Below are 13,458 nucleotides of genomic sequence, written 5' to 3' on the forward strand. Positions count from 1 at the left end.
AAATGAGATGAATCGGAAAACACCTGAAATTGGACAGTTCGTACGCATTACGCAAGGACGCGAAATGGACCAATACGCGGTTGTCATTGATATATTCGATCATCATCATGTGCTGATAGCAGACGGAGAAAAGCGTAAATTTCATTCTCCTAAGAAAAAGAATATCAATCATTTAACCTTTTATGATTGCGTATCTCCGGAAGTTCAGAACAGTATAAATGAAACTGGGCGTGTGACAAACGGAAAATTGAGATTTTCTCTTTTGAAATTTGTCAGAGAGCAAGTTACTGATTTGAAGAAGGGAGAACACTTGAATGGCGAAAGACGATGTAATTGAAGTGGAAGGTACTGTAGTCGAAACGCTGCCAAACGCAATGTTCAAAGTTGAACTTGAGAATGGCCACACGGTTTTGGCTCACGTATCTGGTAAAATCCGCATGCACTTCATTCGCATTTTACCTGGAGACAAAGTTACGGTAGAATTATCTCCATATGACTTAACTCGTGGTAGAATTACGTACCGTTACAAATAAAGCACTCCGGAAATTGAAGGAGGTTGGAAACACATGAAAGTGAGACCATCAGTTAAACCGATCTGTGAAAAATGCAAAGTCATTCGCAGAAAAGGAAAAGTAATGGTGATCTGTGAAAATCCAAAGCATAAACAAAAACAAGGATAATTTTTAAGGAGGTGCGAGAGAGATGGCTCGTATTGCTGGTGTAGATATTCCACGTGATAAACGTGTTGTTATTTCATTAACATACATCTTTGGAATCGGCCGTTCAACGGCTCAGCAAGTCTTGAAAGAAGCTGGTGTTTCTGAAGATACTCGCGTTCGTGATTTGACTGAAGAAGAACTTGGTAAAATCCGTGACGTGATCGACAAACTGAAAGTTGAAGGTGACCTTCGCCGTGAAGTGTCTCTTAACATTAAACGTCTGATCGAAATCGGAAGCTACCGCGGAATTCGTCATCGTCGCGGATTGCCTGTTCGCGGTCAAAATACTAAAAATAACGCGCGTACTCGTAAAGGTCCGCGTCGTACTGTAGCTAACAAGAAAAAATAAGCAAGGGAGGTAACTAAACTATGGCTGCTGCTCGTAAATCAAACACGCGTAAACGCCGCGTGAAAAAGAATATTGAATCTGGAATCGCTCATATTCGTTCAACTTTCAACAACACGATCGTTACTATTACAGATGTTCATGGCAATGCTATTTCTTGGTCAAGTGCCGGAGCTCTAGGATTTAGAGGTTCTCGTAAATCCACTCCATTTGCTGCACAAATGGCTGCTGAAACAGCTGCTAAAGGTTCTATCGAACATGGACTGAAAACTCTCGAAGTAACTGTTAAAGGACCGGGTTCTGGCCGTGAAGCTGCAATCCGTGCTCTCCAAGCTGCCGGACTTGAAGTTACAGCGATCAGAGACGTAACACCTGTTCCTCATAACGGATGCCGTCCGCCAAAACGTCGCCGCGTGTAATTTGTTTGTATAGATTTTGTGTCCCTGTCAATAATGGGTTATGATACAGTTAATTTATAAAACGAATGCACACTCGTTGCCTGAGCACATACGGGACTAAACAATGGGGAATTTCGGATAGAATGAGAGCCGTTCTTTCCGGGGTTTCGACGTTTTGAAGGAGGGTTTTATGAAATGATCGAGATTGAAAAACCAAAAATCGAAACGGTTGAAATCAGCGACGATGCCAAGTATGGTAAATTTGTCGTAGAGCCACTTGAGCGTGGATATGGTACAACTTTGGGTAACTCCTTACGTCGTATCCTTTTATCCTCACTCCCTGGTGCCGCTGTAACATCGATCCAGATAGATGGTGTACTGCATGAATTCTCGACGATCGAAGGCGTTGTTGAAGATGTTACAACGATTATCTTAAACATTAAAAAACTTGCACTGAAAATCTACTCTGAAGAAGAGAAGACGCTTGAGATTGATGTACAGGGTGAAGGAGTTGTAACAGCTGCTGATATTACCCACGACAGCGATGTTGAGATTTTGAATCCTGATCTTCACATTGCGACTCTTGGCCAAAATGCGAGTTTCCGAGTTCGCTTAACCGCTCAAAGAGGTCGCGGGTATACACCAGCTGACGCGAATAAAAGAGACGATCAGCCGATTGGCGTCATCCCGATTGATTCCATCTTTACACCTGTTTCTCGTGTATCTTATCAAGTTGAGAATACTCGTGTGGGTCAGATTACAAACTATGACAAACTTACGCTTGACGTATGGACAGATGGAAGCACTGGACCAAAAGAAGCAATTGCGCTTGGTTCAAAGATTTTGACTGAACACCTTAATATTTTTGTCGGTTTGACCGACGAAGCCCAGCATGCTGAAATCATGGTTGAAAAAGAAGAGGATCAAAAAGAAAAAGTTCTTGAAATGACAATTGAAGAGCTTGATCTTTCCGTCCGTTCTTACAACTGCTTGAAACGTGCGGGCATCAATACGGTTCAAGAGCTTGCGAACAAGACCGAAGAAGATATGATGAAAGTTCGCAACCTGGGTCGCAAATCACTTGAAGAAGTGAAAGCGAAACTTGAAGAACTTGGACTCGGCCTTCGCAAAGACGATTGACTAGTTTCCATGTGAACTAGGATTTTCGTGTGTTTTTTATTTCAGATAGAGTATTTCAATAAAGGAGGGGACACCACATGTCATACAGAAAACTGGGACGCACTAGTGCACAGCGTAAAGCAATGCTGCGTGATCTTACAACAGACTTGATCATCAACGAGAGAATTGAAACAACAGAAGCTCGCGCGAAAGAACTTCGCTCTGTTGTAGAAAAAATGATTACACTTGGCAAGCGCGGAGATTTACACGCACGCCGCCAAGCAGCTGCATACATCCGCAACGAGGTAGCGGACGCAGAGAAAGACCAAGATGCACTTCAAAAACTTTTCTCTGATGTAGCACCTCGTTATGAAGAGCGCCAAGGCGGATACACACGTATTATGAAGCTTGGTCCTCGCCGTGGTGACGGAGCACCAATGGCTATCATCGAATTGGTTTAATCACATATTTTGTGTGTCTAAAGAAGGGCGGGACAGTTTTTAACTGGATCTATGCCCTTTTTTTAGATACTGGAATATTTTTGCACGAAGAACAGTCAGATAAGCGGAGCTTTAGAGGAGAGGAGGCCGGACGGGCGAATGAATCAAGAACGATTAATTGCTGCAAAGGATATCACGTTCCGCTACCAGGAAGGCGCCGACAGACCTGCACTTGATCATGTATCTTTCCATGTTTCAAAGGGTGAGTGGCTGGCGATCGTCGGTCACAACGGGTCGGGGAAATCGACGCTTGCCCGCGCTTTAAACGGCTTGATTCTTCCTGATGAAGGATCGATTGAAGTCGGCGGCATCAGACTGACGGAAGAAACGGTCTGGGATATCAGAAAAAAAGTCGGCATGGTGTTTCAAAATCCCGATAATCAATTTGTCGGGACAACCGTTCGCGATGATGTGGCTTTTGGTTTGGAAAACAACGGCGTTCCCAGAGAAGACATGGTGGAAAGGGTAGATTGGGCTGTTCAGCAAGTGAACATGCAGGAATTTCTCGATCAAGAGCCGCACCATCTCTCAGGAGGACAAAAGCAGCGCGTTGCGATTGCGGGAGTGCTTGCCGCCCGTCCTGATATCATGATTCTTGATGAAGCGACTTCAATGCTTGACCCGATGGGGCGAGAGGAAGTGCTTGAGACGGTCAGGCGGTTAAAGGACGAAGGTATGGTGACGGTCATTTCGATTACGCATGATTTAAATGAGGCGGCAAAAGCCGACCGGATCATTGTCATGAACGGGGGCAGGAAATATGCCGAAGGTGTGCCTGAAGATGTGTTTCGTCTCAACAAGGATCTCATCGACATCGGACTTGATTTGCCATTTTCCTTTCAGCTCAGCCAGATGCTGAAAGAAAACGGTCTTGATGTGAAGGGCGATCATCTGACACAAGAAGGATTGGTGAATGAGCTATGGACATTGAGATCAAAGATGTAGAGCACCGATACCAGATGAAAACGCCTTTTGAACGCCTGGCGATATATGATGTCAATGCCGTGATCAAGGAAGAAAGCTACGTCGCCGTCATCGGTCACACAGGATCGGGCAAGTCGACGCTGCTTCAGCACCTGAACGGTCTGTTAAAGCCGACAAAAGGACAGATTCGCCTTGGACAAGATGTGATCGAAGCAGGCAAGAAAAATAAACATTTAAAGGCTTTGCGCAAAAAGGTCGGCATTGTTTTTCAGTTTCCCGAGCATCAGCTGTTTGAAGAGACGATCTTAAAGGACATTGCTTTTGGGCCCGTCAATTTTGGCATGAGCCGGGAGAACGCTGAAAAAAAGGCGAGGGAAATGCTGCAGCTTGTTGGGTTGGATGAAGAACTGTCAGACCGTTCTCCATTTGAGCTGAGCGGAGGTCAGATGCGCCGGGTGGCCATCGCTGGTGTTCTGGCGATGGAGCCTGAAGTTCTCGTTCTTGATGAACCGACGGCAGGCCTTGATCCGAGGGGCCGGAAAGAGATCATGGACATGTTCTACCGCCTTCACAAACAAAGGAAGCTGACGACGATTCTCGTCACACACAGCATGGAGGATGCGGCCGCCTATGCAGATGAGCTGATCGTGATGCACAAAGGCACGGTAAAAGCGAAAGGATCGCCGCGCGATATCTTTTCTAAGCGAGATGAAATCGCCGGTTTAGGGCTTGACCTGCCGGAAACGATTAAATTTCAGCAACGGCTTGAAGAGGCGCTCGGCATTACCTTTAAAAAGCCCATCCTGACGATTGAAGAGGCAGCCTCTGAAATCAAAGCGCTCTTTCAGGAGGAAAATGCCCTATGATGGACAGTATTATTATCGGCAAGTATGTGCCCGGTTCTTCGATCATTCATCGTCTTGACCCGCGCACAAAGCTTGTGACCATTTTCCTTTTTGTCTTTATCGTTTTTTTTGCAAACAATACAGAAACATATGCGCTTCTTGGCGTGTTTACGCTGCTTGCGGCCGCTTTCTCAGGCGTTCCGGCCCGTTTCCTTATGAAAGGGATGAAGCCGGTTATCTGGATTGTGCTGTTTACGTTTCTGCTTCATATTTTGATGACACGGGAAGGATCTGTGATCGCCGATCTCGGGCTGTTTAAAATATATGAGCAGGGGCTTGTTCAGGGAATTTTTATTTCGCTTCGTTTTATTTATTTGATTTTGATCACAACGCTATTAACATTAACGACAACACCGATCGAAGTAACAGATGGGCTTGAGCATTTGCTTGGTCCGTTTAAAAAGCTGAAGCTGCCTGTTCATGAACTCGCTTTAATGATGTCCATTTCGCTCAGATTTATACCGACCCTTATTGAAGAAACGGATAAGATCATGAAGGCGCAGATGGCGAGAGGCGTAGATTTTACAAGTGGTTCTGTCAAAGAACGCGTCAAGGCGATTGTTCCCCTTCTTGTTCCGCTGTTTGTCAGTGCGTTTAAGCGGGCTGAAGAGCTTGCAACCGCAATGGAAGCACGCGGATACCGGGGAGGGGAAGGACGCACGAAATACAGGCAGCTGACGTGGAAATGGAAGGATACTTCCGCCATCCTGATTTTAGTTGTGCTTGCCGTATTGCTAATCCTTTTGCGGACTTAGGTGATATAGACATGAGAATGAAGTGCACCATTTCATATGACGGACACCTTTTTTTCGGCTATCAGGTTCAGCCGGGGAAAAGAACGGTTCAGGATGAGCTGGAAAAGGCGTTGAAGACCCTTCACAAATCGAAGGAGCGCATCCCTGTCGTATCATCCGGCAGAACCGACAGCGGCGTCCATGCGGTCGGACAGACGATCCACTTTGACAGCACGCTCTCCATCCCTGAAGCAAAATGGCCTTATGCATTAAATGCCCTGCTTCCCGATGATATAACCGTCAACAAAGCGGAAGCGGTCGATGAGCAGTTCCATGCGAGGTTTTCCGCAAAGAGAAAAGAGTATCGTTATCTGATCGACAGGGGCAGACATGCGGATGTATTTAAACGGCACTATGCATACCATGTTCCGTATGAGCTTGATACGGAGAAAATGAAAGAAGCGTCCGATTATTTGATCGGCACCCATGATTTCACAAGCTTTTGCGCGGTCAAAACCGATGTGAAAGACAAAGTCAGAACGATCTATGAGCTGGAATGGTCTGAAACGGATGACGGCCTGCAAATGAGAATCGTGGGAAGCGGATTTTTGTATAACATGGTCAGGATTATCGCCGGTACACTGCTTGACGTCGGAACTGGTAAATTTTCTCCCGATGACATCGGGAAGATGATCGCCGCCCAAAATCGCGATGCCGCGGGGCGCACCGCACCGGCTCATGGACTGTACTTATGGAACGTCATCTATGACAACTAAACCAGGTGTAACATTTTCTTGACAGAGAGTACAGAAAGTTATAAGATATCATATGGTATGTATTTCAACCCCACGATAAGCCCCGGAACTTATTGTGTTGTGAAATAGAACGTAATCAAAGTTTATTGAAATTGACAGATCTTTTAGGAGGGAAATTCAATGCGTACAACACCTATGGCTAACGCAAGCACTATTGAACGCAAGTGGTTAGTTGTTGATGCTGCTGGCAAGACGCTAGGACGTCTTTCTACAGAAGTTGCATCTATCCTTCGCGGAAAACATAAACCAACTTACACACCACACGTTGACACTGGAGATCATGTGATCATCATCAACGCTGAAAAAATAGAGTTAACTGGTAAAAAGTTAACGGACAAAATCTACTACCGTCACACTCAACATCCAGGCGGATTAAAATCAAGAACTGCTCTTGAAATGCGTACAAACTACCCTGAGAAAATGCTTGAGCTTGCTATCAAAGGCATGCTTCCAAAAGGTTCTCTAGGCCGTCAAATGTTCAAAAAATTGAACGTATACCGTGGTTCTGAGCATCCACATGCAGCACAAAAACCTGAAGTTTACGAACTTCGCGGTTAATTAAAAAGGAGGTTACCAATTTGGCACAGGTTCAATATTACGGTACTGGCCGTCGTAAAAGTTCTGTAGCGCGTGTGCGTTTAGTTCCAGGAGAAGGTCGTATCGTCGTTAATAATCGTGAAATCAGCGAACACATCCCGTCTCCAGCTCTAATCGAAGATATCAAACAACCATTAACTTTGACTGAAACAGCTGGAACTTATGATGTTTTGGTAAACGTACATGGAGGCGGCTTATCTGGTCAATCAGGAGCAATCCGTCACGGTATCGCTCGTGCATTGCTTGAAGCAGATCCAGAATACCGTTCAACTCTTAAACGCGCTGGTCTTCTGACTCGTGACGCTCGTATGAAAGAACGTAAAAAATACGGACTTAAAGGCGCACGCCGTGCACCTCAGTTCTCAAAACGTTAATTTTGGACGTTTGGAAGGCTCTCAATCCTTTGGATTGGGAGCCTTTTGTTCTTCATCACGGTCCGTTTTAAATGCGTCGTCCCACATATGAAGCGGATACCGGAGTACAGTTCATCTCCCTTGCCCAGACGGATATTTGTCCGGTATGGTGAATTTCATGAGCGATCAAATGCCTTAAAATAGCCCCCTCTGTATAAGCCTCATCAGACCATGACGCTTTAATCAGCTTTTGTTCAGAAGCGCTGCAAAAGCTGGATACCGCATCTTCCACTTCAGGCCGATATGCTTCAGAAAAACGAATGATATGCTGTATGGTCTGAAAGTCGGTAAAGTCAGGGGCAATATCCGGTTTGTCTAATATGGCGTAAATCCAGCTCACTTCAACATCGACAATATGAAAGAGATTTTTCAAAATGCTTCCCATACCCCCTGAACGCCTCTTCTCAAGTTCTTCCCGCGGCTGCTGCATACACCAGTCAAACCATTCATCGCGAACCTGCCAATTATACTGAAACAATCCTTTCACCTCATGCTCACCTCTCCTAATATTTTCGGCTTCTTCCTCCGTTTCCCTTCTTTAGGCAAGCATGATTTGCGGCTCCTGATTGCACAATACAGGGTAAAAAGGAGGCGGTGTTATGGGGACTGTATTATCATTTATTGAAGTAAAACAAAAAAAGCAGATTCATTTAGAGAAAAAGCTGCTCTGTGAGCTTTCTTTGGAAAAAATGATCACCAGGGCAGAGGAATGCTTTGCACCTCTTTTTTATTTCTATTCAAAGCATACGGATATCCTATATGACGGATGCATCGATTTTGCGATTGAAGCGTATTTGATGGGTGCTCAATATGGTAAATTCGGCTATCACGGAGAATCTGTTCAAAAAGCGATGGCTCGTTCGGAAAAGGAAGAAAGGCAGCTTCTTCATGAACTTTATGACTATGCGGTCAGCTGGTCTGAAGCTTTTAACATTGCAGTTGCCAATGAACCGCTCTATTATGCATGTGAGTCCTTTATCCAAAGCTGGTGGAAGGAAGGCTTCAACCAAAGGGAAAAGCGGTTCAAACTCCGCCTCAAATAATCTTGAGAATCGGAAAAAGTTTTATTTGAATGTGCAGCAGGACTGAATCATATTTCCTTTCCTTGTCCCATATCTTGTAATAAGGACAAGCGGGAGGGAAAGGGATGAAGAAGAAAATAAAATGGCTTGGGTTTTTACTCGGCTTTGTCGTTTTATTATGTTTATTTCAGTACCAATTCAACAATGATGATTCTTGGAAATCATGGAATCTGCCATTAAGCGGAAAAATCATTTATATTGATCCCGGACATGGGGGCCCTGACGGAGGCGCTTCCGGTGGAGACCTTCTGGAAAAAGACGTGGCGCTTGAGGTTTCATTGAGAGTCAGGGATTACCTTCAGGAGCAGGGAGCGTTGGTGCTGCTGACCCGTGAAGATGATCATGACCTTGCCCCGGAGGAAACGAGGGGGCTTAGCAGAAGGAAAGCGGAGGATCTGCGTAAGAGGGTGGATATGATCAATAGCTCTGAAGCGGATCTTTACATCAGCATTCATTTGAATGCCATTCCTTCAGCAAGATGGAGCGGAGCGCAGAGTTTTTTCTATGGACAGTATGAAGAAAATGAACGGGTGGCCAAGTTTATTCAGGATGAACTAAGGCATAACCTTGAGAATACAAACCGGAAAGCAAAGCGGATCCACGGTATTTATCTGATGCAGCATGTGGAGAAGCCGGGAGCGTTAGTCGAAATCGGGTTCTTATCAAATCCCGGGGAAGCCAAACAGCTGGGGAAACCGAAATACCAGGATAAAATCGCTGCCTCCATTTATAAAGGTGTGCTTCGATATTTCACAGAAGACAGAGACCCTCCTGAATAAGGAGGGTTTCCTGCGTTTTCCGCATTGCGTCAAAGACACTGAAAGGAAAGATATGCTATACTTATTTTGTAAACGAATACAACAAAGGGTGAGATTCAATGATGCGAGAAGACGATGTAAATAAAATAGTCGGCGATTTGTACGAGCCTTTTCTTCATAAGCCGCTCAGCGAACTGGATGCTGTCAAAGACATTAAAATAAAGCCTGAAAAGCAGCATGTCAGCGTAAAAGTGGCGCTCGCAAAAACGGGATCTGCCGAACAGATGCAGCTTCAGCAGGAGATCGTTACAAGACTGAAGGAAGCCGGCGCAGAGACGGTGGGACTGCGATTTGAAGAGCTGCCGGAAGAAGTGGTCATGAAATATCAAGAGCCCGCTCCAGGCCAAGGCAAGTCATTGCTGAACAGTGATAAACAGCCCGTTTTCTTAGCCGTTGCAAGCGGAAAAGGCGGTGTCGGCAAGTCGACGGTTTCGGTAAACTTGGCTGTTTCCCTTGCGCGTCTCGGAAAAAAAGTCGGCTTGATTGATGCCGATATTTACGGTTTCAGCGTGCCTGATATGATGGGAATCACGGTGCGGCCTACAATAGAAGGCGAGAAGGTTGTCCCTGTCGAAAGATTTGGCGTCAAAGTGATCTCGATGGGCTTTTTCGTTGAAGATAATGCACCTGTCATTTGGAGGGGCCCGATGCTTGGGAAAATGCTGAATAACTTCTTTCACGAGGTGGAATGGGGAGATGTCGATTACATTATTTTAGACCTTCCGCCAGGTACCGGTGATGTCGCGCTTGACGTCCATTCCATGCTACCGAGCTGCAAGGAAGTGATCGTTTCGACACCGCATCCGACGGCAGCATTTGTCGCCGCCAGAGCAGGGGCTATGGCGTTGAAGACCGACCATGAAATCGTGGGAATCGTTGAAAATATGGCTTATTTTGAAAGTGCCAAGACGGGCGAAAAGGAATACGTCTTTGGCAAAGGCGGAGGCGAAAAGCTTGCCGAAGAACTAGGCGTCCCTATTTTAGGCAAAATACCGCTCAGGCAGCCGGATTGGGATGATGATGATTTTGCACCATCCGTGTATGATCAAAACCATCCGACAGGTGAGATCTATTTAGATATTGCCAAAAAAATCGATCAAAGCATCAGCCTGCAAGCATGAAAAAGAAGCTTCTTCCGGAGAAGAAGCCAGGTGATGAGGTCAGGCGAAGCGTTTAGCTTTGTTTTTCCTCGCCGCCCTTTAATTCTTCCTTCATGCTTTCGGCGGCCGCTTTCTTCAGTTCTTCTTCAAACTGCTTTTTATAAAGGGGACTTGTAAGAGTTTCGGTTATTACTTCTTTAAGATGGGTTCGAAATTCTTGGCTCTTGACCAGTTCGCCGTATTTTTTGGCCATTGCCGGATCCTGCATGACCTCCATGAGCATTTTTTGATAGTCAGGGTCTTTCATCAGCTTTTTGAGTACCTTTTCATGCTCATTTTCAAGCGTTTTGGCAAAGCCTTCAGCGAACTTCGGGTCTTCAAAAACTTTCTTCCAGAACTCGGTTCCCTTTTTTGAAGTCAGTGTTTTTTCGACGGTCTCTTTGACGGTCTTTTCATCCATTACAAGTGTTTCATTCAATTTGTCATCATTTAAAATTTCCTGAATCGCCTTTTTTCCGTCATCTGTTTTTAATATATCGACAACCATTTTTTTTGTTTCCTCATAGTCCAGCTCAGCTGCTTGGTCCTTGGGAGCACAAGCTGTTACAGATAGAAACAGAAAACAGCTTATCCATAGCATTGCGTGTTTGAACATGCTTAAGCTCCTTTCGAAAACTCTTCTTACTTTTAATATGAATGTCTTTGATGAATTTATACATAACAAAATATCGCTGCATGAAGCGGCAATTTAGGGGTTGGAAAGTCTAAATGAAAAGCCGTAATCTTGTCCGATTTTTCTTTTCTGTGTTAGGTGTTGGAGCATTGACTACAAGCATTGTCGGTTTTGGGATAGAGTGGGGAAGGTATAAGGAACTGTTTTTGTCCTTTGAGGTTCTTGAAATTCTTTCTGTTTTATTTTGGTTTATCGGGGTGGGCATGATCTTTAGTGTGATTGCCCAAATGGGGTATGTCATTTTTTTAACGATTCATCGATTTGCGCTTGAAATATTCAGATCCCATTCTTTGTGGAATTCAATTCAATTGTTTTTAGTTATATTTGTCACGTTCGATTTAGTGTATTTGCGTTATTTGTTTTTTGAAGAAGAAGGGGGAGCATTCATCCCGTATATTTGGCTGCCGTTGTTTATATTGGCGGTTGGACTTGTAGCAGCCTATATGAAACAAAAACAGTCCTCAAAAAAAACATTTGTTTCCGCGTTGTTTTTAATGGTCGTGTTTACGGTCTTGGAATGGTTCCCGGCGTTAAGGGTGAATGAAGAGGACTGGCTTTATTTAATGCTGCTCCCTTTATTAAGCTGCAACGCTTTTCAGCTTTTAATGCTGCCGAAATTCTTAAGTCGTACATAGCCTTTGTTATTTCACTTCGGAAGATTGAGCATCGGTATTGGAGATCAACTCGCTCACGGATACATTTTTGAGCCCCTTGCCCCGCAGATGATGGATGATCTCAGGCAGGGCTTCTTTTGTCTGCTTCGCCGAATCTGACGCATGAAAAAGAACGATGTCTCCTGCACTCACTGTGTCATTGACGTTTTGAACAATTTTCCGAACGCCCGGGTTCGTCCAGTCATCGGAATTGATACTATAATGTACGATAGTGTAGCCGTACTGTTTGGCGACATCAAGTACATCTTTATTGAACTGGCCGGTAGGCGGTCTGAGCAGAGTCAGGTCATCGATACCCAACTTTTGAAACGAATTTTGCGCCTTTGTCAGATCTTTTTTGATCTCGCTTTTCTTCATTTGCGAATAGTTTTTATAGGCATAGCCCATGCTGCCGATTTGATGGCCGTCTTTTTGAATTCTTTCCACGACATCCGGATGGCGTTCCGCCCATGAAGCGGAAATAAAGAAAGTGGCATCTTTTATTCCATTTGCTTTTAATGTATTTAAAATCGGGATTGCTTTTTGGTCTCCCCAGCTGATATTAAATGTCAGGGCCACTTCATTGGAGTCCTTATCTCCCCGATACACTGCTTTTGATCCGCCGTCTGTTGAAAACACAGGAAGAGGAAGCAGGTTTTGCATATAAAAAAAACTGGCAGTGGCAAAAGCGGCAATCATAATAATGATCAGCTGCTTAATCCGTTTTATATGCCATACATAAAAATGGTTCACAGAAAAACTCCTCCTTGTCCATGCTGCTTTGTTTTCATCCTATGCTTGTTTAAAATAGAACATAACAATTATTCGTCATTAGAAAAAAATTAAAAACGTGGTTGACTTCATTTCTTTATGTATGGTATATTGTTATTCGTCGCTGATGAACAGCCGACATGAAAAAGCCCCAAAAAATAATTTCAAAAAAAATTATTGACAATACAGTGGGCTTGATGTTATATTATTAAAGCCGCTGAACGAAGCGGAAATGATCTTTGAAAACTAAACAAGACAAAACGTACCTGTTAATTCATTTTTTATAAATCGCACATGCGAGTGTGCGTAGTCATTATCAAACTTTTCATGGAGAGTTTGATCCTGGCTCAGGACGAACGCTGGCGGCGTGCCTAATACATGCAAGTCGAGCGGACCGATGGGAGCTTGCTCCCTGAGGTTAGCGGCGGACGGGTGAGTAACACGTGGGTAACCTGCCTGTAAGACTGGGATAACTCCGGGAAACCGGGGCTAATACCGGATGCTTGATTGAACCGCATGGTTCAATCATAAAAGATGGCTTCGGCTATCACTTACAGATGGACCCGCGGCGCATTAGCTAGTTGGTGAGGTAACGGCTCACCAAGGCGACGATGCGTAGCCGACCTGAGAGGGTGATCGGCCACACTGGGACTGAGACACGGCCCAGACTCCTACGGGAGGCAGCAGTAGGGAATCTTCCGCAATGGACGAAAGTCTGACGGAGCAACGCCGCGTGAGTGATGAAGGTTTTCGGATCGTAAAACTCTGTTGTTAGGGAAGAACAAGTACCGTTCGAACAGGGCGGTACCTTGACGGTACCTAACCAGAAAG

At 44.8% G+C, this 13,458-nt stretch carries 20 protein-coding genes and 1 rRNA gene (1 of these 21 only partly in view); 18 read left to right on the forward strand and 3 right to left on the reverse strand.

Going from position 1 to position 13,458, the window contains the following annotated elements; genetic code table 11:
* Window positions 1-7 precede the first annotated feature (7 nt).
* The 13 genes from P3X63_RS00860 (at window position 8) to rpsI (ending at window position 7,431) form a co-directional block, all read left to right on the forward strand.
* Complete coding sequence (locus P3X63_RS00860; protein ID WP_026586052.1) at window positions 8-337, forward strand: KOW domain-containing RNA-binding protein; 330 nt, start codon at window positions 8-10, stop codon at window positions 335-337.
* Entirely contained in the window at window positions 315-533 is a 219-nt protein-coding gene (gene infA, locus P3X63_RS00865; RefSeq protein WP_003178377.1) for a translation initiation factor IF-1, read from the forward strand. The genes P3X63_RS00860 and infA overlap by 23 nt, the downstream gene beginning before the upstream one ends.
* Window positions 534-566: 33 nt before the next feature.
* On the forward strand, window positions 567-680 hold the full coding sequence (rpmJ, locus tag P3X63_RS00870) for a 50S ribosomal protein L36 (RefSeq protein ID WP_003156543.1): 114 nt from the start codon (window positions 567-569) through the stop codon (window positions 678-680).
* A gap of 22 nt (window positions 681-702) precedes the next feature.
* Window positions 703-1,068: a 30S ribosomal protein S13 gene (gene rpsM, locus P3X63_RS00875; protein WP_026586051.1), complete on the forward strand. Its 366-nt coding sequence runs from the start codon at window positions 703-705 to the stop codon at window positions 1,066-1,068.
* A gap of 20 nt (window positions 1,069-1,088) precedes the next feature.
* Window positions 1,089-1,484, forward strand: coding sequence for a 30S ribosomal protein S11 (gene rpsK, locus P3X63_RS00880; RefSeq protein WP_026586050.1), 396 nt, complete (start codon window positions 1,089-1,091; stop codon window positions 1,482-1,484).
* A gap of 174 nt (window positions 1,485-1,658) precedes the next feature.
* Window positions 1,659-2,603, forward strand: coding sequence for a DNA-directed RNA polymerase subunit alpha (locus P3X63_RS00885; protein ID WP_003178382.1), 945 nt, complete (start codon window positions 1,659-1,661; stop codon window positions 2,601-2,603).
* Between the two features lie 77 nt (window positions 2,604-2,680).
* Complete coding sequence (gene rplQ / locus P3X63_RS00890; RefSeq protein ID WP_020449876.1) at window positions 2,681-3,043, forward strand: 50S ribosomal protein L17; 363 nt, start codon at window positions 2,681-2,683, stop codon at window positions 3,041-3,043.
* 138 nt (window positions 3,044-3,181) lie between these two features.
* Window positions 3,182-4,027: an energy-coupling factor ABC transporter ATP-binding protein gene (locus P3X63_RS00895; RefSeq protein ID WP_026586049.1), complete on the forward strand. Its 846-nt coding sequence runs from the start codon at window positions 3,182-3,184 to the stop codon at window positions 4,025-4,027.
* Window positions 4,003-4,872 (forward strand): energy-coupling factor ABC transporter ATP-binding protein, encoded by an 870-nt coding sequence (locus P3X63_RS00900; RefSeq protein ID WP_026586048.1) that lies wholly within the window; start codon window positions 4,003-4,005, stop codon window positions 4,870-4,872. The genes P3X63_RS00895 and P3X63_RS00900 overlap by 25 nt, the downstream gene beginning before the upstream one ends.
* Complete coding sequence (locus tag P3X63_RS00905; RefSeq protein WP_026586047.1) at window positions 4,869-5,666, forward strand: energy-coupling factor transporter transmembrane component T family protein; 798 nt, start codon at window positions 4,869-4,871, stop codon at window positions 5,664-5,666. Before P3X63_RS00900 ends, P3X63_RS00905 begins: the two co-directional genes overlap by 4 nt.
* Before the next feature lie 11 nt (window positions 5,667-5,677).
* Complete coding sequence (gene truA / locus P3X63_RS00910) at window positions 5,678-6,421, forward strand: tRNA pseudouridine(38-40) synthase TruA (protein WP_077735275.1); 744 nt, start codon at window positions 5,678-5,680, stop codon at window positions 6,419-6,421.
* A 159-nt stretch (window positions 6,422-6,580) separates the two neighbouring features.
* On the forward strand, window positions 6,581-7,018 hold the full coding sequence (gene rplM / locus P3X63_RS00915) for a 50S ribosomal protein L13 (RefSeq protein ID WP_026586045.1): 438 nt from the start codon (window positions 6,581-6,583) through the stop codon (window positions 7,016-7,018).
* 20 nt (window positions 7,019-7,038) lie between these two features.
* Window positions 7,039-7,431, forward strand: a complete 393-nt coding sequence (gene rpsI / locus P3X63_RS00920; protein WP_026586044.1) for a 30S ribosomal protein S9 — start codon at window positions 7,039-7,041, stop codon at window positions 7,429-7,431.
* Between the two features lie 67 nt (window positions 7,432-7,498).
* Here the strand turns inward: rpsI and P3X63_RS00925 are convergent, their stop codons facing one another.
* Window positions 7,499-7,957, reverse strand: a complete 459-nt coding sequence (locus P3X63_RS00925) for a DinB family protein (protein WP_077735276.1) — start codon at window positions 7,955-7,957, stop codon at window positions 7,499-7,501.
* Between the two features lie 112 nt (window positions 7,958-8,069).
* Here P3X63_RS00925 and P3X63_RS00930 point away from each other — a divergent pair, with 112 nt between their 5' ends.
* The 3 genes from P3X63_RS00930 (at window position 8,070) to P3X63_RS00940 (ending at window position 10,491) form a co-directional block, all read left to right on the forward strand.
* Complete coding sequence (locus P3X63_RS00930; protein ID WP_026586042.1) at window positions 8,070-8,513, forward strand: YbaK family protein; 444 nt, start codon at window positions 8,070-8,072, stop codon at window positions 8,511-8,513.
* A 104-nt stretch (window positions 8,514-8,617) separates the two neighbouring features.
* Window positions 8,618-9,331, forward strand: a complete 714-nt coding sequence (gene cwlD, locus P3X63_RS00935) for an N-acetylmuramoyl-L-alanine amidase CwlD (protein WP_026586041.1) — start codon at window positions 8,618-8,620, stop codon at window positions 9,329-9,331.
* Between the two features lie 98 nt (window positions 9,332-9,429).
* Window positions 9,430-10,491 carry an Mrp/NBP35 family ATP-binding protein gene (locus P3X63_RS00940; protein ID WP_277692273.1) on the forward strand — a complete coding sequence of 354 codons (1,062 nt, stop codon included), beginning with the start codon at window positions 9,430-9,432 and terminating at the stop codon, window positions 10,489-10,491.
* Between the two features lie 52 nt (window positions 10,492-10,543).
* Here the strand turns inward: P3X63_RS00940 and gerD are convergent, their stop codons facing one another.
* Window positions 10,544-11,125, reverse strand: a complete 582-nt coding sequence (gerD, locus tag P3X63_RS00945) for a spore germination lipoprotein GerD (protein WP_026586039.1) — start codon at window positions 11,123-11,125, stop codon at window positions 10,544-10,546.
* A 113-nt stretch (window positions 11,126-11,238) separates the two neighbouring features.
* Between gerD and P3X63_RS00950 the strand changes: the two genes are divergently transcribed.
* The gene (locus P3X63_RS00950; RefSeq protein WP_026586038.1) at window positions 11,239-11,838 is read left to right on the forward strand and encodes a KinB-signaling pathway activation protein; all 600 of its coding nucleotides are present in this window, start codon (window positions 11,239-11,241) and stop codon (window positions 11,836-11,838) included.
* A 6-nt stretch (window positions 11,839-11,844) separates the two neighbouring features.
* Here P3X63_RS00950 and pdaB read toward each other — a convergent pair whose 3' ends face one another.
* Entirely contained in the window at window positions 11,845-12,609 is a 765-nt protein-coding gene (pdaB, locus tag P3X63_RS00955) for a polysaccharide deacetylase family sporulation protein PdaB (protein WP_026586037.1), read from the reverse strand.
* Between the two features lie 342 nt (window positions 12,610-12,951).
* On the opposite strand from pdaB, the gene P3X63_RS00960 reads away from it, so the two are divergent.
* Window positions 12,952-13,458 (forward strand): 16S ribosomal RNA (locus P3X63_RS00960) (it continues 1,042 nt past the right edge of the window).

The sequence above is a fragment of the Bacillus sp. HSf4 genome (assembly GCF_029537375.1).
Taxonomy (GTDB): Bacteria; Bacillota; Bacilli; order Bacillales; family Bacillaceae; genus Bacillus; species Bacillus sonorensis_A.

Coding starts and splice junctions, on each gene's coding strand:
- P3X63_RS00860 (WP_026586052.1), top strand. CDS start 8: ATGAATCGGAAAACACCTGAAATTGGACAGTTCGTACGCATTACGCAA.
- infA (WP_003178377.1), top strand. CDS start 315: ATGGCGAAAGACGATGTAATTGAAGTGGAAGGTACTGTAGTCGAAACG.
- rpmJ (WP_003156543.1), top strand. CDS start 567: ATGAAAGTGAGACCATCAGTTAAACCGATCTGTGAAAAATGCAAAGTC.
- rpsM (WP_026586051.1), top strand. CDS start 703: ATGGCTCGTATTGCTGGTGTAGATATTCCACGTGATAAACGTGTTGTT.
- rpsK (WP_026586050.1), top strand. CDS start 1,089: ATGGCTGCTGCTCGTAAATCAAACACGCGTAAACGCCGCGTGAAAAAG.
- P3X63_RS00885 (WP_003178382.1), top strand. CDS start 1,659: ATGATCGAGATTGAAAAACCAAAAATCGAAACGGTTGAAATCAGCGAC.
- rplQ (WP_020449876.1), top strand. CDS start 2,681: ATGTCATACAGAAAACTGGGACGCACTAGTGCACAGCGTAAAGCAATG.
- P3X63_RS00895 (WP_026586049.1), top strand. CDS start 3,182: ATGAATCAAGAACGATTAATTGCTGCAAAGGATATCACGTTCCGCTAC.
- P3X63_RS00900 (WP_026586048.1), top strand. CDS start 4,003: ATGGACATTGAGATCAAAGATGTAGAGCACCGATACCAGATGAAAACG.
- P3X63_RS00905 (WP_026586047.1), top strand. CDS start 4,869: ATGATGGACAGTATTATTATCGGCAAGTATGTGCCCGGTTCTTCGATC.
- truA (WP_077735275.1), top strand. CDS start 5,678: ATGAGAATGAAGTGCACCATTTCATATGACGGACACCTTTTTTTCGGC.
- rplM (WP_026586045.1), top strand. CDS start 6,581: ATGCGTACAACACCTATGGCTAACGCAAGCACTATTGAACGCAAGTGG.
- P3X63_RS00930 (WP_026586042.1), top strand. CDS start 8,070: ATGGGGACTGTATTATCATTTATTGAAGTAAAACAAAAAAAGCAGATT.
- cwlD (WP_026586041.1), top strand. CDS start 8,618: ATGAAGAAGAAAATAAAATGGCTTGGGTTTTTACTCGGCTTTGTCGTT.
- P3X63_RS00940 (WP_277692273.1), top strand. CDS start 9,430: ATGATGCGAGAAGACGATGTAAATAAAATAGTCGGCGATTTGTACGAG.
- gerD (WP_026586039.1), bottom strand. CDS start 11,125: ATGTTCAAACACGCAATGCTATGGATAAGCTGTTTTCTGTTTCTATCT.
- P3X63_RS00950 (WP_026586038.1), top strand. CDS start 11,239: ATGAAAAGCCGTAATCTTGTCCGATTTTTCTTTTCTGTGTTAGGTGTT.